The 21,187-nt window shown below is 39.0% G+C and carries 17 protein-coding genes and 1 pseudogene; 6 read left to right on the forward strand and 12 right to left on the reverse strand.

Translation table 11 applies throughout. The annotated features are described in order from the left end of the window. Nucleotides 1-146: 146 nt before the first annotated feature. From ilvA to QNH20_RS14755, 5 genes are all read right to left on the reverse strand, one after another. On the reverse strand, nucleotides 147-1,367 hold the full coding sequence (gene ilvA, locus QNH20_RS14735; RefSeq protein ID WP_283918757.1) for a threonine ammonia-lyase: 1,221 nt from the start codon (nucleotides 1,365-1,367) through the stop codon (nucleotides 147-149). 121 nt (nucleotides 1,368-1,488) lie between these two features. Next, nucleotides 1,489-3,054, reverse strand: coding sequence for an NAD(P)H-hydrate dehydratase (locus QNH20_RS14740; protein WP_283918758.1), 1,566 nt, complete (start codon nucleotides 3,052-3,054; stop codon nucleotides 1,489-1,491). A 53-nt stretch (nucleotides 3,055-3,107) separates the two neighbouring features. Next, nucleotides 3,108-4,010 (reverse strand): TIGR01777 family oxidoreductase, encoded by a 903-nt coding sequence (locus QNH20_RS14745; RefSeq protein WP_283918759.1) that lies wholly within the window; start codon nucleotides 4,008-4,010, stop codon nucleotides 3,108-3,110. Between the two features lie 114 nt (nucleotides 4,011-4,124). Next, complete coding sequence (locus QNH20_RS14750) at nucleotides 4,125-4,718, reverse strand: TetR/AcrR family transcriptional regulator (RefSeq protein WP_283918760.1); 594 nt, start codon at nucleotides 4,716-4,718, stop codon at nucleotides 4,125-4,127. Nucleotides 4,719-4,793: 75 nt separating this feature from the next. Then, nucleotides 4,794-5,714 (reverse strand): SDR family NAD(P)-dependent oxidoreductase, encoded by a 921-nt coding sequence (locus QNH20_RS14755; RefSeq protein WP_283918761.1) that lies wholly within the window; start codon nucleotides 5,712-5,714, stop codon nucleotides 4,794-4,796. A gap of 637 nt (nucleotides 5,715-6,351) precedes the next feature. Between QNH20_RS14755 and QNH20_RS14760 the strand changes: the two genes are divergently transcribed. From QNH20_RS14760 to QNH20_RS14780, 5 genes are all read left to right on the forward strand, one after another. After that, nucleotides 6,352-7,362: a 2-oxoacid:ferredoxin oxidoreductase subunit gamma family protein gene (locus tag QNH20_RS14760; RefSeq protein WP_283918762.1), complete on the forward strand. Its 1,011-nt coding sequence runs from the start codon at nucleotides 6,352-6,354 to the stop codon at nucleotides 7,360-7,362. A gap of 18 nt (nucleotides 7,363-7,380) precedes the next feature. Beyond that, complete coding sequence (locus tag QNH20_RS14765; RefSeq protein WP_283918763.1) at nucleotides 7,381-9,693, forward strand: thiamine pyrophosphate-dependent enzyme; 2,313 nt, start codon at nucleotides 7,381-7,383, stop codon at nucleotides 9,691-9,693. Between the two features lie 359 nt (nucleotides 9,694-10,052). Next, on the forward strand, nucleotides 10,053-10,346 hold the full coding sequence (locus QNH20_RS14770; RefSeq protein ID WP_283918764.1) for a transposase: 294 nt from the start codon (nucleotides 10,053-10,055) through the stop codon (nucleotides 10,344-10,346). 11 nt (nucleotides 10,347-10,357) lie between these two features. After that, on the forward strand, nucleotides 10,358-11,233 hold the full coding sequence (locus QNH20_RS14775) for an IS3 family transposase (protein WP_283923417.1): 876 nt from the start codon (nucleotides 10,358-10,360) through the stop codon (nucleotides 11,231-11,233). 739 nt (nucleotides 11,234-11,972) lie between these two features. Next, a complete protein-coding gene (locus QNH20_RS14780; RefSeq protein ID WP_283918765.1) occupies nucleotides 11,973-12,290 on the forward strand; it encodes a hypothetical protein in 318 nt (105 codons plus the stop codon). Nucleotides 12,291-12,475: 185 nt separating this feature from the next. On the opposite strand, the gene QNH20_RS14785 is transcribed toward QNH20_RS14780, so the two are convergent. Then, a complete protein-coding gene (locus QNH20_RS14785) occupies nucleotides 12,476-13,720 on the reverse strand; it encodes an aminopeptidase P family protein (RefSeq protein WP_283918766.1) in 1,245 nt (414 codons plus the stop codon). A gap of 251 nt (nucleotides 13,721-13,971) precedes the next feature. On the opposite strand from QNH20_RS14785, the pseudogene QNH20_RS27085 reads away from it, so the two are divergent. Continuing rightward, nucleotides 13,972-14,370 (forward strand): annotated as a pseudogene (locus QNH20_RS27085) (YqcI/YcgG family protein); the annotation flags it as partial. A 45-nt stretch (nucleotides 14,371-14,415) separates the two neighbouring features. Here the strand turns inward: QNH20_RS27085 and QNH20_RS14790 are convergent. From QNH20_RS14790 to QNH20_RS14815, 6 genes are all read right to left on the reverse strand, one after another. Next, a complete protein-coding gene (locus tag QNH20_RS14790; RefSeq protein ID WP_481858104.1) occupies nucleotides 14,416-15,078 on the reverse strand; it encodes an amino acid ABC transporter permease in 663 nt (220 codons plus the stop codon). Between the two features lie 61 nt (nucleotides 15,079-15,139). Beyond that, on the reverse strand, nucleotides 15,140-15,919 hold the full coding sequence (locus tag QNH20_RS14795; RefSeq protein ID WP_283918767.1) for an ABC transporter substrate-binding protein: 780 nt from the start codon (nucleotides 15,917-15,919) through the stop codon (nucleotides 15,140-15,142). 17 nt (nucleotides 15,920-15,936) lie between these two features. Further along, nucleotides 15,937-16,659: an amino acid ABC transporter ATP-binding protein gene (locus tag QNH20_RS14800; RefSeq protein WP_283918768.1), complete on the reverse strand. Its 723-nt coding sequence runs from the start codon at nucleotides 16,657-16,659 to the stop codon at nucleotides 15,937-15,939. Between the two features lie 350 nt (nucleotides 16,660-17,009). Next, on the reverse strand, nucleotides 17,010-17,627 hold the full coding sequence (locus tag QNH20_RS14805) for a hypothetical protein (protein ID WP_283918769.1): 618 nt from the start codon (nucleotides 17,625-17,627) through the stop codon (nucleotides 17,010-17,012). 83 nt (nucleotides 17,628-17,710) lie between these two features. After that, on the reverse strand, nucleotides 17,711-18,271 hold the full coding sequence (locus QNH20_RS14810; RefSeq protein ID WP_283918770.1) for a class I SAM-dependent methyltransferase: 561 nt from the start codon (nucleotides 18,269-18,271) through the stop codon (nucleotides 17,711-17,713). Between the two features lie 374 nt (nucleotides 18,272-18,645). Next, the gene (locus tag QNH20_RS14815) at nucleotides 18,646-21,108 is read right to left on the reverse strand and encodes a M64 family metallopeptidase (RefSeq protein WP_283918771.1); all 2,463 of its coding nucleotides are present in this window, start codon (nucleotides 21,106-21,108) and stop codon (nucleotides 18,646-18,648) included. Nucleotides 21,109-21,187 lie beyond the last annotated feature (79 nt).

A 21,187-nucleotide genomic window follows, 5' to 3' on the forward strand; every position in this document is an offset into this window, starting at 1 on the left:
GCAACTTGTCCGGTCTAGCAATTTACAGTATTGTATATACTGTTGAAACGAAGTAATCATTCAGTCTCTTTATTTATTGAAAATGGAAATAGACAAAAAAGAGTGTCCAATTTTGACACCCTTTCTTCAAAAAAATCTTATGATCATTAGGAAAAATTATGATTGTCTTTCACACCATAACCATTGCTTTTCAATACTTTCTTTAGTGTCTCAATATGATCATGATTTTTCGTCTCTAATGATAGCTCCAATTGTGCATATCCTGGGTAAATATTTTCGCCAACATGTTCGAGAATCACAGATTGTATATTCGCATCTAATTCAGTAATAAAACTCAATACTTTTTGAAGTTGACCCGGCTTATCTTTTAAGATCAGTGAAAAATTTGCATATCTTCCTGACTCAACCATGCCACGTTCAATAATCCTTGAAATAAAATTCACATCAACATTCCCACCACTTAATATAGCAACCACTTTCTTCTCTTTAACATTTCCTTTTTTATACAATAATGATGACAATGCAACAGCACCGGAACCTTCAACTATCAGTTTATTCCGTTCTAACAGCATGAGCATGGTTCTGGCAATTTCCATTTCATCTACACAAAAAATATCATCTACATATTTTTGAACAAGTTCAAATGTCTGCTCACCTGGTTTCTTGACTGCAATCCCATCTGCCATTGTAGGGCTAGATTCTACCATGACAGGCTTTTGTTCTATTAATGATTGTTTCATACTCGGACAAGCAAGGGCTTGGACACCGTAAACACGAATTTTTGGGTTTTTCTCTTTGACTGCCAAGGCAAGACCCGCAATAAGTCCTCCTCCCCCTATTGGACAAAAAATCGCTTCTACATCAGGAAGCTGCTCCAATATTTCTAAGCCCACTGTACCTTGTCCTGCAATAACTGCTTCATCATCAAAAGCATGAACAAAGGTTGCTCCCATACTTTCTTTTAGTTCCAATGCGTAAGCAAGGGCATCATCAAACACATTCCCTTGCAATTGCACTTTTGCCCCATATTGTTTCGTTGCTGACACTTTACTTAGTGGAGCACCCTTCGGCATGACAATCGTACAAGGAATCCCTAGCATTTGGCTAGAAAAAGCAACACCCTGTGCATGGTTCCCAGCAGAAGCAGCAACAACACCTTTTTGTAGTTCTTCTTTCGTCAATGACATCAGCTTATTATAGGAACCCCTTACTTTAAACGAGCCGGTTTTCTGTAAATTTTCAAGCTTTAAATATACTTCGTTATTAGATGATAGACTGCTAAAAGTCTTTGAATAATCGAGCGGAGTGGAATGAACAATTCCCTTCATTTTTTCACGTGCTAGGATCAAATCGTCTAGGCTAACCAAGTCAAAACCCCCTGCATCCTTTTTTCTTATTTTAGGATGCACTGGAAAAAGTAAACTATTCTACTAAAATGAGAATATTGGGGTCTTTCCCACCTCAGCGTTAAAGCTTTTTTCCTTGAGGTCAGAGCCTGTAGCTACCATTATTAAGCTGATCCCTTATCCCATCTATTATATCGAGTGGCATTACTCCATAGCTAGATAGAGTTTTGGCCTTTTCTTCTCCAGCACGTGCATGTATATAGCTTGCAGCAATTAAAGAATGTACCGGAGAAGCTCCCTGTGCCAGGAATGAGGCTATCATTCCAGTAAGTACATCCCCGCTTCCCCCTTTTCCAAGAGCATCATGACCATATGGATTTATGTATACATCCCCATCAGGAGTTGCGATAATTGTTCGATGTCCTTTTAACAGCAAATATACGTTATGATCTTTCGCAAAAGTCTTGGCAATTTTAATTCTGTCCTCTTCCACTTCTTTTACTGTTAAATTCATTAATCTGGCCATTTCTCCTGGATGAGGAGTGAAAAGCACATTCCCCTTATATTGTCGTACTAAATCCAAATCGTTTCGAAGTAAATATAAAGCATCCGCATCTACAACAATCGGCTGATGGATAAGAGAAGTGACAAACGATTTGACCCACTCCTCACCACGAGGAAATCTACTCATCCCAGGTCCAATCGCTACACAATCAAATTGATGAAGCAACGGAGCCATTTCATCTATTGCTTTTTCACTAAAATGACCATCCTCTTCTGATAGCGGCAGGAATAACGACTCTGGATTCTGAGCTGCTGCCATTGGATAAATACTTTCTGGAATGGCTAAAGTAACTAATCCCGCACCAGAGTGTAAGGCTGCCCTCGCAGTAAAAATTGGTGCCCCGACAAAGGAACGGGAACCGCCTACAACAAGGGCATGGCCGAAAGTTCCCTTATGACCATGCTTAGGTCGTAACGGCACTGAACCCTTTACAAGTGATTCTGTTATCAATTTTGGCATTGCTAAACCTAATTCTAATTCTATAGCAATCGTTGGCGGCACAGAAATGTCAACAGCCTTCCACTCCCCAATATACTTTGGCCCATCATGTAAAAAGAATCCTTTTTTCGGAAATACAAAGGTTATTGTCTTTGTTGCTTTTACTGCGATACCATTTACTTTCCCATTATCGCTGCTAACACCTGAAGGAATATCAACAGAAATGAGTAATTTCTTCCTTTCATATTCATTTACCATTGAAATCACCTGGGATAAAGGTTCTTGTACAGGACGATTCACTCCTGTTCCAAGAATAGCATCAATGATGATGTCTGCCTGATTCAATTCATTTCGAAGTTCTTCAAGTGTATTTTCCTGAAGATAGAAGATTGGTAAGCCGCGCTTGGTATACACATTAAGATGAACTTTTGCATCTCCCTTTATTCGATCAGGGTTTACCAACAAACATAAAAGAGGCTCCATTCCTAAATCCCAAAGCCTTCGAGCAATGACAAATCCATCACCGCCATTGTTTCCACCCCCAGCAAGTACAATCACTCGCGGATTATCACATGGTGAATCTGCTAGGATTTCCTCTACTACCTTTGCTCCTGCATTTTCCATTAACACCACCCCAGGCAAGCCCAGCTTTTCCATAGTATATTGATCCATTTGCTGCATTTCCTTTTGGCCTGCAATTAACATGGACATCCCTACTTTTCACATTCTTTTGATTTTGGCAATGTGGCGTGTTGTGTCTACTTAGTAAGCAAATCCTCCAAAGCAGATTGGAGTGAAGGGAACATGAATTCAAAGCCTTCTTCCATTAACACTTTTGGTACGACGTGTTGACCTTCAAGAACAAGTGTACTTTTTTGTCCAAGTACCATTTTCATGGCAAATGAAGGAACGGGCAACCAATGTGGACGATGTAATACTGAACCAATTGTTTTACCAAAATCCTTCATATTAATGGAAGATGGCGAAGTGACATTGACAGGACCACTCAATTTTTCATTTTCAATAGCAAATGCAATGGCTCGTACAACATCCGTCACATGCACCCATGACACCCACTGTTCGCCTGAACCAACTGTACCACCTGCGAACCATTTATATGGTAGTGCCATGAGAGGAAGTGCCCCGCCTTCATTGCCAAGCACAACGCCGCATCTCATAAAGACGGCTCGAATGGAATGCGCTTCTACTTGTTTCGCTTTGTTCTCCCAGTCATGTACGGTTTTACCTAGAAAATCATTTGCCGTTTCTAATGAATCTTCCGTATACACCGCATTTACTGATGGCGGGTAAATGCCAATGGCGCTTGCATTAATAAGTACAGAAGGCTTTTCAGGCAATATGGCGATAATTCTTAATAACTCATCTGTTGCTTTCATCCGACTGTCATAGATTTGTTTCTGATGGCTCGCATTCCATCTTCCATCGTTTAGGGAGACACCTGCTAAGTTAATAAATATATCAGCATTTTTAATTTCATTTTCAGGAGAAGTTCCTTCTTCAAGCCACTTCACATAGGACACATTCCCCGAAGATTTTTTATCTTTTCTTGTTAAAACAGTTATAATATGCCCTTCACTGAGCAGGAACTCAGTTAATTTCTTCCCGATAAATCCGGAACCACCAGCAATAACGATCCTCATTTTTCCCCTCCAATCCAAAAATTACTTTTATATTTATGCGAAGACAATGTGGAAGCCCCCTGGAAGGTATGAGTTGGTTCCACTAATTAAAGCCCCCATAAAGGTTCAGAAATATCATTTCGTTAAAATTTTCATTAAGATATCAACATCTGCACACCAATTATTTTCATCAATTTGATTTTCCTGTAGCATAAGGCCGGTAACCACGGAAAAATAGCAAAATAATAGTTTATAAGGGTCACCTTCACAAAATTCGCCTAATTGCTGCCCTTTAATGAAGAGTGGGATGAGTTGTCCAATGGAGTCTTTAGCTGAAAAGTGTTCGATTATTTGCTTTGCCTTATCTGGAACCTCATCCGAAACGCTTGCATGGTGTATTAGCATAAAGGAATATTTATTACTTTCATCAAGGATACTTTGGGTGAACGTTCTGATTTGTTCTTTAGGCGTTCCCGGCAGTTGGTGGACATGTTCAAATGCACTATTTGCCTCTTCCATTGACTCTTGAATAAGCGTAATAAAAAGCTCTTCTTTTGATTTAAAATATCGATAGGATAAGCCCTGACTGATTCCGGCCTCAACAGCAATCATACTCATTTTCGTTCCGACAATTCCTCGACGAGCAAAGACTTTTAAGGCAGCTTTTTTAATCTGTTCAATCCGCTGCAAGTGTACTTGGTCCAGCTTATGTTCATTTGATGGTACCATTCTACTTTCACTCTCCATTATATGGATGATTATTAAGGAGTATATCATACTTTTAAACAGCTCTCGACCATGATTCTACAAGTCGAACCGATCTGTGAGCAGAGTCTGTTCTTTACTAACGTTCCAGAGCCGGTTGGCCGCTTTCATATCTCGAGCAGGTACAGATGGGAGTTCCACTTTTTTGTCGGCGTAGTATTGTCCTGTTTGATGACTGATTTCGTCTGTCTCAGCCAGCCACACCAATGTTTCTGCTCCCTTTTCAGGGCTGCGTGAAAACATCTTCATTACTGCCATCGTTGCACTTGCCAACATCCCGTTATTTTGATTGAAATTTGTTGCCACCAACCCTGGGTCAAAGCAATAGCTTGTAACACCAGTCCCTTCAAGTCTTTTTCCAAGTTCAGCAGTAAACAAAATGTTCGCAAGTTTAGACTGACTGTACCTTACTGTCGGCCCTCCCGTTAGCTTCTTTAGAGGTTTGTAAAGCTGTTCAGCCCCCAGGTCGTTAAAATTGATTCCCATCTTAGCCATCTTATGACCATGAGAAGCAGTAGTAATGATACGGGCTGGAGCACATTCCTTCAAGCGATTAAGCAATAGCATTGTAAGAAGAAATGGTCCAACATGGTTGACTGCCCAAGTCATTTCAATTCCGTCGTCAGTCAATTGATGGTTTTGAAACAGCGCACCAGCATTGTTTATAAGGACATCTACTCTAGGGAATTTAGCTAAGATTACCTCGGCAACTTGGCGTATCGATTGCTGGGAAGCCATGTCTGCTAAAAACACATCAACCACTGCTTCCCTGCCTGATAAATCGTTGATTTGTTTCGCTATTTCATTTGCTTTTGCATCATTCCGAGCGACGATTCCAATGTTTGCCCCATGAGCAGCAATTGCTTTGGCCGCAGCGAGCCCAATCCCGCTAGTCGCACCTGTAATAATCACATATTTTCCATTTAAATCCCACTTTGAACCTGTTTTTATTTTATTCATTGAAAAAACTCCCCTTTTCCTAAAATTGAATGAACCGTTCATTTATTTTGATTATATGAAAAATTTATAAAAAATGACACTCAGCTTTGAAATTTTTTTATTGACTTTGTTCGACACAGTATGAAAAATTGGACATTCCTTTGGCGAGTTAAACTTTAAGTCACCGGAGGTCTCCCCCACAATATAAAACTGATTTCCCACAATAATTTCTCTTTTCTGTCCATTTAAGATTTAATAGATGACGATCATAAACTATATTAAATTTCCTAAATTTTGATACTTATGAGCATAACCTGCACTTGTTACGATTAAACCTACTAAAATATGATCCATTCGCAATCCCAAATTCAAAGAAGTTATAGTATGTGCTTTTGCTACTGAAATATGCTGTAAAAAAACCAAAACTGTTATACAACATTTTTCGTCTGTACTATATCAAAAAGTTACATGATTTGATCCTGATGTTTAAAATAATGCTAATAACAGTGAAAAAAATAGTTAATTAGCTATTCATAGGTTTTAACTTAATAATCTGTTGTAATTAATTTTGAGTCCTGTTACAATAAAAATACAATAATTTATTGAAAATTTATAATATTAAATCTCTAATTATTGAGACTAGATAGGAGGAATATATTTGTCAAAACTGCCAAAAATCAATGACTTAGGTTTTTTTGAAATCCGCCTTGAATCGATTGGCGGATTGGGAGCTAATTTAGCTGGAAAAATGCTTTCCGAAGATGGAGTTGTTGGAAATGGATTAAACGGTGTCGGTTTTTCATCCTACGGATCAGAGAAAAAAGGCTCCCCTGTTAAAGCACACATTCGGTTTTGCGACCCGGAAACAAACATCAGAGACACCACACCAATTGAACGCCCTCATGTTGTCGGCATTTTCCATGATTCCCTTTTTAAAACCATTGATTGTACAAGCGGGATTTATCCCGGCAGCACCATCCTAGTAAATTCACAAAAATCTCCTGACGAACTGAAGAATGTCATGAAAATTCCTGGGGGCACGATTGCCATCATTGATGCTACCGGGATTGCTTTAGAAGAACAAACAAAAGTCAATACCGCAATGTTGGGAGCGCTTTATCGAATCTTGGACTTTTTAGACCCTGAGTCGATGAAACAAACGATTTGTCGTACGTTTGAGAAAAAGTATCCGCACCTTGTGGAGCCCAATATCCGTACGTTTGAGCGGGGGTACAATGAAGTCGAATTCAAAACATATTCGCTAGATGATGAGTTCGAACCTAAACCATTTACTAGAACAGAACCGCTCCTCGGCTATCAAACCCAGGCCATTGGCGGTACGATTACAAATCCAGGAAATAGCATTTTAAAGGATCTAAGCATTTCTCGTGCCGGAATGCTGCCTCATTTTCACGAAGAAAAGTGTATTAACTGTGCAGCCTGTGATACCGCATGCCCGGACTTTTGCTTTGTTTGGGAAGAAAAAGCAGACAAACGTGGCCGGCCGCAAATGTTCCTTCAAGGTATTGATTACCAATATTGCAAAGGCTGTTTAAAATGTGTCCATGCTTGCCCTGTTGAAGCATTAACTAGAGAAAGAGAATATAATGACGGCTACGCTGACATGCATCGTGTGCCACATCTATTTGATTTGGCCATCCAAAATTAAGGAAAGGACGGGATCTTCATGTCCATTAAATTAGATCAAGAAAAGGTATCCATGCTTCCGGGATCAGTTGAACAAAGTATTGTTTTTGAATCAGGCAATGAAATGGCTGCCTATGCAGCGCACCAAATAAATTATCATGTTATGGGGTATTTTCCGATTTCTCCTTCCACAGAAGTTGCCCAGTTCCTAGATGGTATGAAAGCCAAGGGAGAGCACGATATTGTGTTGATTCCTGCTGATGGAGAACACGGATCAGCCGGCATATGCTATGGGGCTTCGACTGGCGGAGGACGGGTGTTTAACGCAACCAGTGCCAATGGGTTTCTCTATATGCTAGAACAACTGCCTGTTCAATCAGGAACTCGATTTCCAATGGTTTTGAATTTGGTCAATCGGTCAGTATCCGGTCCATTAAATATTCATGGAGATCATTCAGATTTATATTTTGCTTTAAATACCGGATGGCCAATTTTGATGGCCCGTGATCCGCAAATCGTCTATGATATGAACATTATCGCAATTAAGCTAGCGGAAGATCCAGAAGTACGTTTACCGGTCATGGTATCGTATGACGGTTATTTCACTTCCCATCAAAAAAGACGGGTCCATGTTATAAAAAACAAAGAAGATGTCCATAAGTTTATCGGTGATCCACCAACAAACTTCCCTCACGCACTAGATCGTGAGAATCCGGTGACAATCGGTCCATATATGAATGAACCTGACTATATTAATAACTGCTATCAACAATCAGAAGCCATCTATAATGCGGAGAATGTCTTCGAGAGAATCTCGAAAGAATATGCAGAATTAACAGGCCGCGAATATCCAATCCTTGATTTATATCGTATGGAAGATGCAGATGTTGCTGTCTTTATGTTGAACTCAGCCGCCGATGTTTGTAAAGACGTAGCCGATCGGCTACGCTTACAAGGGATAAAAGCCGGGGTCATTTCTCCAAATATGATTCGCCCCTTTCCGCAAAAACAAATCGCTGAAGTATTAAAAGACGTGAAAGCGATTACAGTCGGGGACCGTGCCGACTCTTACGGAGCCCATGGCGGAAACATGGCCTTAGAAATTAAAGCGGCACTACAAACAATAGGAAATGTTAATACAAAGGTAATTAACCGCATCTACGGATTAGGCGGCAAAGATTTTTATGCAGACGACGCAGAACACTTTTTCCAATTAGCACAACAAGCAGCCGAAAATGGGGTTGCGGAAAAGCCGTTCGACTACTTCGGGCATAATCCCGGCAATTCGGAATTCGCACCAAAGCGCATCTTAAATCCGATGAAAAAAGAAGATTTGAATACTGGTTTAATCACCGTCACACCTGATGAAAATACCGGTGAACTTAAGGTAAAAATCCCTCCGCTAAGAAGTTTAACGAAAAAACCAAAACGGTTAGCTTCTGGTCACGGTGCATGCCCAGGATGCGGAATTTTCTCTGGTCTAGAGTTGTTTTTTAAAGGAATTGAAGGGGATATTGTAGCATTATTCCATACCGGTTGTGCCATGGTTGTGACAACTGGTTTTCCATACAGTGCCCATAAAGCGACATATATCCATAATCTATTCCAAAATGGCTCGGCAACGTTATCGGGTCTTGTGGAAATGTTTCATGAAAGAAAACGGCGCGGTGAATTAGCTGACTTAGGTCTGAGCGATGATTTTACTTTTGTTATGGTTACAGGTGACGGTGGAATGGATATTGGGATGGGTCCTGCCATTGGAACTGCATTACGCAATCATAAAATGATTATTCTCGAATATGATAACGAAGGATACATGAATACAGGCAGCCAGCTCTCCTATTCAACACCAATGGGACATATGACAAGCACCTCAAATGTAGGCGGCTTCCAAAACGGAAAACCCTTCCACCACAAGGATACCGCGCAAATTATGGCTGCTACCCATATCCCCTATGTGTTTACTGGAACTGAAGCATTTGACCGGGACCTATTAAAGAAAGCCGCAAAGGCCCAGTGGTATGCAAAGAATGAAGGGTTAGTATACGGTAAAATCTTGATTACCTGTCCATTGAACTGGAAATCAAAGGATGAATTAGGCCAGACAATTGTAGAGGCTGCTGTAAACTCCTGCTTCTTCCCTCTCTATGAGGTGGACCGTGGAATCACTACCATCACATATGATCCAGAAGCAAAAAATAATCGCTTAGCCGTAACAGAATGGTTGAAGCTAATGGGGAAAACGAAACATTTGCTAAAAGAAGACAGCAAAGACATGCTGCAAATGTTTGAGGATGAGGTAGAACGCCGTTGGAATCGACTCAAAGCGAAACACGATAGCCCTTATCTATAAGAGGATTTAAAACGATTACCTTGAACAGAGAAGTGTTCAGTTTTTAGTGCAAAACAGTTAAATGACATAGAAAATGGCGTGTAAAACTGCTTTCAGTTTTAGCACGCCATTTTAAATATTCATATTCTAAATGACAATCAAATTAAGGTTTCGTCTATTTTCAACTAAAGCGTCCGATCTTGCAATAAGAAAAAACGCCGATAATGATAGCTAATCATTATGCAGTTTTGCCTGTTAAAAGTCCGAATGCGAAGGCTATTGGACAGGATATGCGGAATTTTGAGGTTAGTCTTAAAAGTGGACACGTAAAAATGAGATTTAGTTTATAATACAATCATCATTTAAAAGGACGTGTTCACATGGGTAAACATCACACTCAAGAGTATAAAGAATATGTTTCAAAATTAATTGTGGAGGAAGGCAGAAAAGCTTCAGATGTAGCTTATGAACTTGAGATTTCAGCTAAAACGATAAGTAGATGGGTGGCAGCTTACAGAATGAAAATAAACGCTGAGAAGACTGGTGAGAATTATATTACACCTTCAGAGCTTGAAAAATTAAAAAAACAACATGAGAAGGAACTACAACAGTTAAGAGAGGAAAATGAAATCCTAAAAAAGGCCATGCACATCTTCACGAAAAACCAAGAGTAATATATACCTTTATTCAAGCTCATTCTGATGAACACGCTGTAGTGAAGATGTGTAAAGTGCTAAAAGTTTCATCAAGTCGCTATTATAAATGGCTAAATAAACAATCTAAACCTCAATCTAAGAAAGATGCCTATCGCCTAGAGATCCAGCAAAAAATTTGTAAATCATTTCATGAGAGTTACGGGACTTATGGAAGTCCTAGAGTTCATGATGACTTAGTTGAATGGGGATATACGATCTCACAAAAAACAGTAGCTCGTATGATGAAAGAAATGGGATTAACCGCTACACCAAAAGAAAAGTTTGTGATTACGACAGATTCTAATCATGATTTAAACACTTATCCTAATTTACTCAATCGTCAATTCAATGTAGAAGAACCTAATCAAGCATGGGTATCTGATATTACGTACATTTGGACGCTTGAGGGATGGGTTTATTTATCATCTGTTATGGATTTATTCTCCAGAAAGATTGTAGGTTGGAGTCTTTCTTCGCATATGAAAAAAGAGTTATCTATACAAGCGTTGAATATGGCTATTATATCTAGGCGACCTGGTGAAGGGTTAATTCATCACTCTGACCGTGGTTCTCAGTATTGTTCCCATGATTATATTGATAGTTTGAAAGAGAAAAAAATGCAAATTAGTATGAGTAGAAAAGGCGATCCTTATGATAATGCTTGTATTGAGTCTTTCCATGCCACAATCAAGAAAGATTTAATTTACAGAAGACGTTTTACCACTAGGGCAGAAGCTGTAAAGGCGATTAATCATTATATAGGTAGCTTCTACAATGAAAAAAGGAAACATTCAACATTAGGGAACTGTTCACCTAATCAATTTGAGAGAACTCACCAAAAATTAGCTTGGGGAAAAATCTCATAAGCAAGTCATTTAGTGTTAGAAATAGTCAATTATGTTTTTCGATTGACTATTTCTAACACTGGACCAAACGAAGTGCGGTAGTTGTTTTGTTTTTAAAAATCTCAAATTTTAGTGTCTACTTTCTTGACAGAAGTCCAATTTTGCCTTTGATTGTCCGAATCCATGACTTATTCGGACTGGTCTAGCAAGACATTACCCTCTCATTGTCCGAATACGAGGCTTATTCGGACTGGTCAAGCAGGAAATTGCCTTCTCTTGTCCGAATGCGAGGCTTATTCGGACTGGTCTAGCAAGACATTACCTCTCATTGTCCGAATGCGAGGCTTATTCGGACTGGTCAAGCAGGAAATTGCCCTCTCTTGTCCGAATGCGAGGCTTATTCGGACTGGTCTAGCAGGAAATTACCTTCTCTTGTCCGAATACGAGGCTTATTCGGACTGGTCAAGCAGGAAATTGCCTTCTCTTGTCCGAATGTGAGGCCTATTCGGACAGGTCAAGTAGGAAGTTACCTTTTCTTGTCCGAATGCAAGTCTTATTCGGACAGGTCAAGCAAGAAATTGCCTTTGATTGGCCGAATGCAAGGCTTATTCAGACAGGCTAAATACAAAATATCCTCTATCTTAAAACTTTTGTTGGTTATTTCTACAAAAATCCTATTTTTTCATATTTTGTAAAAATATATACCAATCTATGATATTATTTAAATATACAGATAAATCTGGGGGGGATATTAGAAATTATGAAACGATTAATAACCATCGCGATAACTTTATTAGTTATATTAGGTATAAGTTTTGGGGTAGCACATTATACCCATACAAAATTCATTGATTTTTCATTTTTAATTGGATTAGCAGTCACTGTAATAATTTGGTTTTTCACCTCAAAGGGAGGTTTCACATCTCGACATACAGATTTACAAGTTCAAGGAACCACAGGGATAAAAGTCGAGCAACAAAAATTTGAGTTTTCACCGAATTTGGCTTTTATAACATCCTTGGCGTACACCATCATTACATTTGCAGCAATGCTTTATCATTACAGAAGTTATTTGTAAATGTTCGTTTGATAGTAAAATTATAGTGAAATTTAAAAGAGCTTGGGACCCAAGCTCTTTTCTTATGAATTGATATGCGATTTATACTGTGTATAATGTGCGAAATCACCTGTAATTTATGTTGTTTTTTGTGTTTTCTACCTCACAAGTAATTCAGTAGGGAGATACCTGGCTTTGGTCAAAAACTATTTATTCATAAATGCTTCGATTTCTTCAACAGAACGGAATATATCTTTTGAAAGGACTTCGTGACCTTCCTCGGTAACTAAAACATCATCCTCTATCCGGATTCCAATTCCTTCTTCGGCTATATATAAACCAGGCTCAACGGTTAATACCATTCCAGGTTGTAAGATTAAGTCCTTATAATTGCCAACATCATGGGTATCTAGACCAAGAAAGTGGCTGACACTATGATAATAATAATTTCCGATTTCACTTTCTTCCTTGATCAATCCAACTTTTATGCACTCTTCTGCAAGCACCTTTTTTGTATACTCATTTAGTTTGGCGTATGGGACACCTGGTTTTATCAATTCCGTAGTTTCTCGTAATGCTTTTAGAACAATGTTATAAAATGTTTTTTGTTTTTCGGTAAATTTACCATTCACGGGAAAAGTATAGCTTATATCGCCATTGTAATAGTTATATTGTGCACCTAAATCAAGCAGAACAAGACTGCCCTCTTCAACTGTTGCATCATTTTTTTCATAATGAAGAACGGTTCCATTTTTTCCGCTGGCCACAATCGTATTAAACGCATAATGTTTAACACCTTCTGACTTAAGAATAAAATCAAAATAGGCCTCAAGCTGATATTCCTTCATGCCAGCTTTGGCATGCCCCATTAAGTTTTTGATACCTTCAAATGTGATCGCAATTGCCTTTTTCATTTCTTGGATTTCTTCAGGTGTTTTATAAACACGTAACTCGCAAATATCAGGATACACATTTTTAATTTGAAGGAATGGATAATTCGCTTGGATTTTACTTGCAAATTGTTGGGCTTTTGTTGTTACAAGATCTAACTCCCTTCTTTCGAGATCTAAATATACATTCGTTAGCGAGTTTGTAAAGAGAATCCGCGACAATAGGGATTCAAATTGTTCAATAAATTGAATATGACTGATTCCGGAGACTTCTTTAGCTTCTTCCTTAGAAATAGACTTTCCAATCCATTTTTCTAATACTGGGTCTGATTTTTCAATAAATAGATGCTCTTCAACAGCTTTATTTGTTTTATGTACAAGAAAGATAATATTGGGTTCGTCAATCCCTGTTAAGTAATAAAAGTTCCGGTTTGGCACAAACTGATACGCCTCATCTGCAGATTTTTGGGGGGCTTTTCCAGCAAACAATACTAGCAGCGAATCATTTTCCAGCTTCTCATATAAACGATCACGATTTCTGATATAAAAATCCTTATGCAAAACCATTTCCCCTTTTCCAAAATTTAATAGTTACATAGATAACTATACTATAAAACAAAAATTCGTACTAATTATTGTTTTCGAACGTATCAAAAATTTCAGTAATACTCTTACTGTTGAGTGATTACACGAAGACAGCAAAAGAATATGGGAATTATACGTCGCTTATTATTTTTTATGAAACACCACATGAATTGTAAGACATATATACAGTTGAAATGTTTGAACAATTGTTCTAGCAACAGTTACAGTGTTTAAGTGAGCATGAGGAAATGGAATGGCCGAAACATATTCCAATCGATCCGCATAATCCTATTTGGGAGTTCTGTTACAATGGAGAACAGTTCTTTATGTAAAGTGCGACACCCTCTCACCAGTATAGAAAGAGCAGATACTTTAACTTTTTTATGCTAGCGATCACGCCTAGATGGGTTCTACAAGAGTTTAATAAGCATGAGATACTTGCAAAAAGTATTAAATCACAAATTCGAAATAGGCTGGAAAATTATGATTCTATTGAAATTCACACCGATTTAAATAGCTATGAGAACTCCGACAATTACAAGTGGAGGCAATATTTTTTACGAGATGATGAAACCTCATTGTCACATTGTCTATTTCAACAAATACTAAATAAGAATGTTGAATAGATTTTCAATTAAAAAGCGCAAGAATCCTTGCGCTTTTTAGCTACATCAATTTGATATTTGTTTTGAATCTATGTCCATCCTTACCTCTAATTTTCTTAGTAGATACGTAAAAAGCATAACAAGTGCTAAATAATAAACTCCAACTACGATATATGTTTCCAATTGACGATAATTTGACGCTGCTTCACTTAGGGCTGAACCCCACAATTCGGCCATCCCTACATAGGCAACTAAAGAAGAATCCTTTAATCCAATAATAAACTGATTCCCTAATGGTGGAATAGAAAATTTAAAAGCCTGTGGTAAAATAATCCTCCTCATCGCAATCGGGTAGGTCATTCCAAGTGAGCGCGCTGCTTCCATTTGCCCTCGATCAATCGATTGGATCGAGCCCCGAAAAATTTCAGCGATGTAAGCTCCATTATGAATAGCTAATGCTAAAGCACCTGCCCAAAACTGGGAAAATGTTACGATTGAAGCAATGCCAAAATAAAGAATAGCAATTTGAACAATCAAGGGCGTACCCCGAATTAAGCCAATATAGAGGGTCGCTAGTTTGTTCAACCATTTATTTGTGGAGATTCTAAAAAAAGCAATGATGAGTCCAATCAGGCAGCCAATTATTAACGAGGTAATTGTTAATCTTAAGGTAAGCAGGGCAGCGAAAATGAAAATTTCGTAGGTGTCTAAGAAGATTTGTATAATGATAAACACCCTCTCCATGATTTGATCAAAGAGTGTCAACGGATTGACACCCCCGTTTACTTACCTATTCTCCCAAAATACTACGACCGAACCATATATTACTTATTTTTTCATAGGTTCCATCCTTTATGATTTCATCAAGGGCCTTATTTATCTTGTCAAGCAGTACCTTGTCTTCCTTTCGTACAGCTATTGCCTGGTCATCATGTGAAAGTGGTTTACCAACATCTTTTATCTTTATAGTCCCTTCTTTAATGATTGGCAGTCCGACCATTTGATCCGTTATGACAGCATCAAGTCTTCCAGTTGGCAAATCCATAAGTGCTGTTATGTCACTGTCATACTCCACCACATTGTCCTTTTCTGTATGTTGCAGCGCTATTTCCTTGTAGGTACTTGCCTTTACAACTCCTATTTTCTTTCCTTTTAACTCAGCCACAGATTGAATATCTTGATTGTTTTCTGCAACAAAAATTTGTGCACCTGAACGATAATAGGTATGAGAAAAATTTACAGATTTTTTGCGCTCATCTGTGACAGTCATACTTGCAAGAATTGCATCATATTTTTTCGCTTTTAATCCTTGAATCAGTGTTTCCCAAGGATTGGTTACTGGAACTGGCTTCATTCCCATTTTCTTAGCCAGTGCCTTGCCAATTTCGACATCAAATCCTGCTAATTTACCATTCTCTTTGAAATTAAATGGCTTGTATAACCCACTCATGGCATAATGAAATTTCTTTTGCTCCTTTCCAGTACTTTTTTCTGAAGTCCCACAAGCAGCTAACATGATTGAAACCAAAAACAAAGAGACGAACAGCCCTAACATCCATTTTCTCTTCATAGCAACCTCCTGTTTTTTTAAAGAATCTTGTTTAAAAACTGCTTTGCTTTCTCATTTTGTGGATTGACAAAGAATTCATTTGGTGGTGCTTCTTCTAAGATTTTACCATCCCCCATAAAAACTACGCGATCAGCAACCTCCCGAGCGAATCCCATTTCATGTGTGACAACAACCATGGTCATTCCTTCATTAGCAAGCTGTTTCATCACTTTAAGAACCTCCCCCACTAATTCTGGATCAAGAGCAGATGTAGGTTCATCAAATAGCATGATTTGAGGTTCCATCGCGAGTGCACGAGCGATAGCAACGCGTTGCTTTTGCCCACCTGATAGATTCATCGGATAGGCCTTTGCTTTGTCGCTTAATCCCACTTTTTCAAGTACAGTCATGGATTTTTGTTTAGCTTGTGATTTGTCCATCTTTCTTACGGTTACAGGCGCTTCCATGATATTCTCCAACACATTCATGTGTGGAAAAAGATTAAAATGTTGAAAAACCATACCTACTTCCTCACGAACCTTATTTAGATTTGTTTTGTCTGGGTTGATCGTTTCTCCCATAAGTATGATTTCACCTTGATCAGGCATTTCAAGAAAGTTGAGACAACGAAGCAAGGTACTCTTCCCCGAGCCACTAGCACCGATGATCACTACCACCTCTTTTTTAGCTACGGACATGTCAATGCCATGTAAGACAATTTGTTCACCGAAAGACTTCACAAGGTTTCTGATTTTTATCATGTCACCCTCCTTTAGGAAATTTTGAAGTAGACAACTCACCGGCATTAATAAAAAAAATTATTTTTGAAAATCAATTTCTAGACATACAAAATTAATTTCCAAGAAATAATCTATAACTTTTATATAGATAATCCTATTTAATAGGACCGGAATATATTCGTAAGATAGACCAAATGTAATGTCCTTTTAAGGGTAGGGACGGTGAGAAAAGGAAAAAAATAGAGGAAATCAATATAATAAAAGAACCTCAAAACATATTGTGAGGTTCTCTGTTCTTTTACATTGAGTAGTTTATCTACTTGTTTTTAAACATCGAGAAAATTCCACAAAACCGGCTGGTTTATCGTAATTCAAGCGGACTTGGATTCACAACGAACCCCTTTCTGTTGAAGTAAAGCACTAATTTGTTCAAGTTGTGCGGCTTTCTCTACCACCAAAAAATTGGGCTGGAATAAAGTTCTTTTCAGTTTAATTGTCAGCTTATAGGCATTGTTTATTTTTGAATCAAGCCCGTACAAATTATGCCAACGGACGATTTGTTCTGTTTCAACATGCTTAATTTGATTAAAAAAAACAAATTTGCCATTTAAAATGATACCTTTAGGTAAAATAAATAGGTTGCCGCGATGGCGAATCGAATTAATGATGATAAAAAACAAATAGGCCAAACTAAAATAGGATGAGCCAATCCTATCTGAACTAACGACTATTAAGAAAAGAAGCAATAACATAATAAGGGCAGCTAAGGTCCCCCATGTGACATACCGATATGATTTTGTGTTTTTAGAAAGAGGTTCCATCTGTTTCCACTCATTGGGAATGATTATGCCTGCGAAGTCACTTTCCTTTATTGGATAAATGGCTTCTTTTGAGACATCTGCTGCTTTCTTCAAGTTTAATAGATTTAAAATTAAATAATAAATTCCATAAATAAATATCAAAGTAAAAATGAAATTCGTTAGAATCACCAATCATTCCTTCCCTTATGGGATACAATGGTTATATTTCCCACAAAATCATGTATTCTGTCAAACAGAAATGCTATGTCCTTTTATCGTTTCTGGCAAAAGATTGTTTGCCGTCCCTCTTGTTTATTTTCTTCAAACATTAGAACTTTCCAATCTCCAAATTCAACTAACAGTTCTTTAGGCTGTAGTTTATATTGATTAGATACTCCCTGGTTCATGCTTTGAGGTGACTGATAGTAAGTTTCCATAAAAAAATAACCATTCTCTTTTATAATTCTTTTCACATTGGGGAAAAGTGTGCGGTCTAGGTAATAGGTTATTACAACTGAGTCAAAAGAATTATTTTGCCAATTTAGTTCATTCCATTTTGTTAGATCACATACAATGGGGTGAATGTTTAGCTTATCGTTTATTGCTCGTTCTTGAATATAGTTGATCGCAACATCCGATATATCAACTGCCTCGACTTGAAAGTTTATGCGGGCAAGAAATAAACTGTTTCCGCCAAGACCACAAGCAATATCAAGAGCAGTTCCTCCATTAAGATAAGCAGAAAGGGTCTTTAATCTGGGATTCGGTGCAGGTTCAATCAGATCAGACAAACGATCTTTATGTTTCGTATTCCATTTCGATCTAGTGTTCATTTGAAAGCTCCCTGTAATTTTTGTTCATATTAATCCATTCTACATTAGTTTTATCCGATTGGTACCACCCCATCTACTGTAAGCAGGTTTGTGTATTTTGTACTGGTTTTCATGGTTTTAGGTTTTAAAAGATTGGGTGGAAAAACAATTGGTCAGTTCCTGGGATTTTTAGTTTAAGCAAAAAAATTTACACTGTGATTTACAAAATGAGTCAACAGGATTGGCAACGATAGTATCTATTATAAAATAGAACAGCTAGGATGAGTAGACTCTTCCTAGCTATCAGTATAATTTAACAAATTACTTAGGTGGCACTAATGACCGACTTAAAATACAATTAGAATTTATCGCGGGCATACTAGTACATTGATTGATTACATACTCTTGCACTGACCGGTTATGGAACCACTTATGCTATTGGATGCTCCGAAATCGGTAACTTTAGCGCTGTTTCCATTGCATGATAGCTTACCATATACATAGTTTCCGGCCATGATTGGTCCATAGTCGCCGAATTGCTTATTCACTGAGACTTGGTTGTTGTCGGACAAAGTTAGACCACCATTAAATTTGTTCCCTGCTAGAGTCACATTGTTGGCCGTACCATTAATCTGGGATTGCCCATTCACAGTTGTACCAAACAACTGAATCACGTCAGCTTTGTCCGTCTGTATACCACCATTAATATAGCTGTTAAATATCACTAATGATGCACCGTTCTGAACAATGACACCACCGCGGACAGTAGCGTCTTTTAGGCAGGTGACTCCATTTGAAACGACTAGACCGCCATTGTGGCTGCCTGTGACAGTAGTCGTACAAATAGGTAATTTACCAGGCAGAACGGTTGCTTTAAACTTTTCTGCTGTGCCAATATTTCCAGTAGCATCGATGGCCCTGTGCTCAACTGTATGCGTACCAAAGCCAGGCACGAAGGGACCACCAGGATCTTGCTCGGTATAGGACTGCTCAAAGGTAGCCTTCGACAACCCGCCGGTACCGAGGTTGCCATATGTCAACGCTTTCACATCGGTCCCTGAGTGAGTGAACTTAAACGGCGTTCCCTCCGGCTTCTCGGGGAAGCCAAAGTAATTGTACCAGCCGTCACCGTTTAAGCGGAACTCACCTACGACGTACCCAGGCTGGTCGTCATTTGGTTTAAGAAGCATGTCAAATTCGTTAAAGTAGACGTTATGCTCAGCCTCACCTGGTAAACTTGTAAGCGGTTCAGTTAATGACCTTGGCGCTGATGGCAAACCATTGTCCACAGTCCAAGTAATGATGTCCTTGTTACCATTTGGGTTAGCAGGGTCGGTAACCAATGCTGTTAGCTTAGAGGCTCCCTTAGGAAGCTCCAATTTTCCTAGATCAAGAAGTCGGCTGTTGTTTGTTCCTGAGATCTTTTTACCGTTTAGCTCCCAGGTCACATCCAGCACCCGGTCATTCGGGTTGGTGGTTTCGACGAAGGCCACCTCATTGTTAGCCAGGGCATGGTCCGTCACAGAGGAGTAAGTAAATTTCACATCCACCATCGTCTTTGGAAGCGGCTTACCAATTGTCCACTCTCGTGTCTGAGTCATCCTAGGACCATTTAGATAGTTTGTGTCGCGGACAAAATCAGTATTGTCCTTCACTGTTACCTTTATTTTGTCACCGGTCTTTAAGTTTAAATCAGCTAGCTTAAGATATCGGCTGTTATGAGTTTCTGATAATATATTGCCATTAACTTCCCAAGCAACATCAAGGGCATGGAACCTTGGATGCATTGTCTCGACCCACACGACATTGTTCAGACCGACCTCACCTACAGGAGTTGAAGACAATGGCATCATATTGGCATTGCGCATACCGGTAATCCGTTGCGTCATCTGTTCCCGACTGACCTGATCGAAATAGAAACCAGTATGTCTCATCATTGAATGTTCACTTGGACGCCAGACATTGGAGCTATAGTAAACCCCACTCTCATAACCATCAGAATCGGCAGCTCGAATGATGCCGCCAGACTCACTCTCTTCACCAAGCCAGCGCCACCATTTGGCCTTTTTCTCCAACATCTGCTCAGAGGACAACCGTGTGTGATGGTTTGAACTCGGCTCACTAATTGGATGTGGACCTCCTGGAACTCCACGATTATAGTAGGCATATTCATCTTGAAGATTACCAAGAGAGTGCCCTAACTCATGCAAGGAGACTAGCGGACCTTGAGGACTGCCGCCTGATGTAGTGGCGTGAACACCTCCAATGCCACCATATGTAAAAGTATTAGCGATTGCTAAAGTCTGGATGTTCTGGGCATTTGAAGGGATACCAAGTGCGAGTGCTACATTCTCGTTTAGGATCTTTGTTCGTGCTTGTGTGCCACCGGAACCATAGGTAATTCCACGAGCTAGCTTATCTGCGGGGCATTTACTTGCAAACTCTAGGTTGAAGACGGTATCGCGACGGACATTTCCGTCGTCTGGGTCACAGCTGATACCGGAATCTTTTGAAGGGGTTTGGACCATATACACATTGAAGTAATAGCGATAGCTTCGAAACGGCTCTACACTCCATTGGACGTTTAGGTTCCTTTCAACATCCTTTTGAAACTTGTCCATTTCGTTTGCAGTATAGCCATCACCGAAGATAACTAAGTTGAGTCGATCCTTTGCCGGACCAGTGATTTGGAGCGGAACAACATTTACATCTCCCACCTGTAGTTCTTTTCCCGCGCTTTGTGTTGCTTGCGATTGCAATTTCTCTTCTTCATTAGCAGCATATCCCATACCCGGTAAAGGTATGAGAAGAGCAAAGGTAAGAACAATCGAAATAAGAGCATGATGTCTTTTAAACATGCAATCCCTCTTTCATTTTATAATCACAAGGCCTTGTGTTATGTTCATTTTGGCATATAATAGGGGAATAATTCAATTG

This window comes from Neobacillus sp. WH10, from assembly GCF_030123405.1.
GTDB lineage: Bacteria > Bacillota > Bacilli > Bacillales > Cytobacillaceae > Neobacillus.

Bases quoted from the DNA above. Each gene is read 5' to 3' on its own strand.
- QNH20_RS14750 (WP_283918760.1), bottom strand. From the start codon at position 4,718: ATGGTACCATCAAATGAACATAAGCTGGACCAAGTACACTTGCAGCGG.
- QNH20_RS14800 (WP_283918768.1), bottom strand. From the start codon at position 16,659: ATGATAAAAATCAGAAACCTTGTGAAGTCTTTCGGTGAACAAATTGTC.
- QNH20_RS14755 (WP_283918761.1), bottom strand. From the start codon at position 5,714: ATGAATAAAATAAAAACAGGTTCAAAGTGGGATTTAAATGGAAAATAT.
- QNH20_RS14795 (WP_283918767.1), bottom strand. From the start codon at position 15,919: ATGAAGAGAAAATGGATGTTAGGGCTGTTCGTCTCTTTGTTTTTGGTT.
- QNH20_RS14770 (WP_283918764.1), top strand. From the start codon at position 10,053: ATGGGTAAACATCACACTCAAGAGTATAAAGAATATGTTTCAAAATTA.
- QNH20_RS14745 (WP_283918759.1), bottom strand. From the start codon at position 4,010: ATGAGGATCGTTATTGCTGGTGGTTCCGGATTTATCGGGAAGAAATTA.
- QNH20_RS14815 (WP_283918771.1), bottom strand. From the start codon at position 21,108: ATGTTTAAAAGACATCATGCTCTTATTTCGATTGTTCTTACCTTTGCT.
- QNH20_RS14780 (WP_283918765.1), top strand. From the start codon at position 11,973: ATGAAACGATTAATAACCATCGCGATAACTTTATTAGTTATATTAGGT.
- QNH20_RS14740 (WP_283918758.1), bottom strand. From the start codon at position 3,054: ATGTTAATTGCAGGCCAAAAGGAAATGCAGCAAATGGATCAATATACT.
- QNH20_RS14810 (WP_283918770.1), bottom strand. From the start codon at position 18,271: ATGAACACTAGATCGAAATGGAATACGAAACATAAAGATCGTTTGTCT.
- QNH20_RS14765 (WP_283918763.1), top strand. From the start codon at position 7,381: ATGTCCATTAAATTAGATCAAGAAAAGGTATCCATGCTTCCGGGATCA.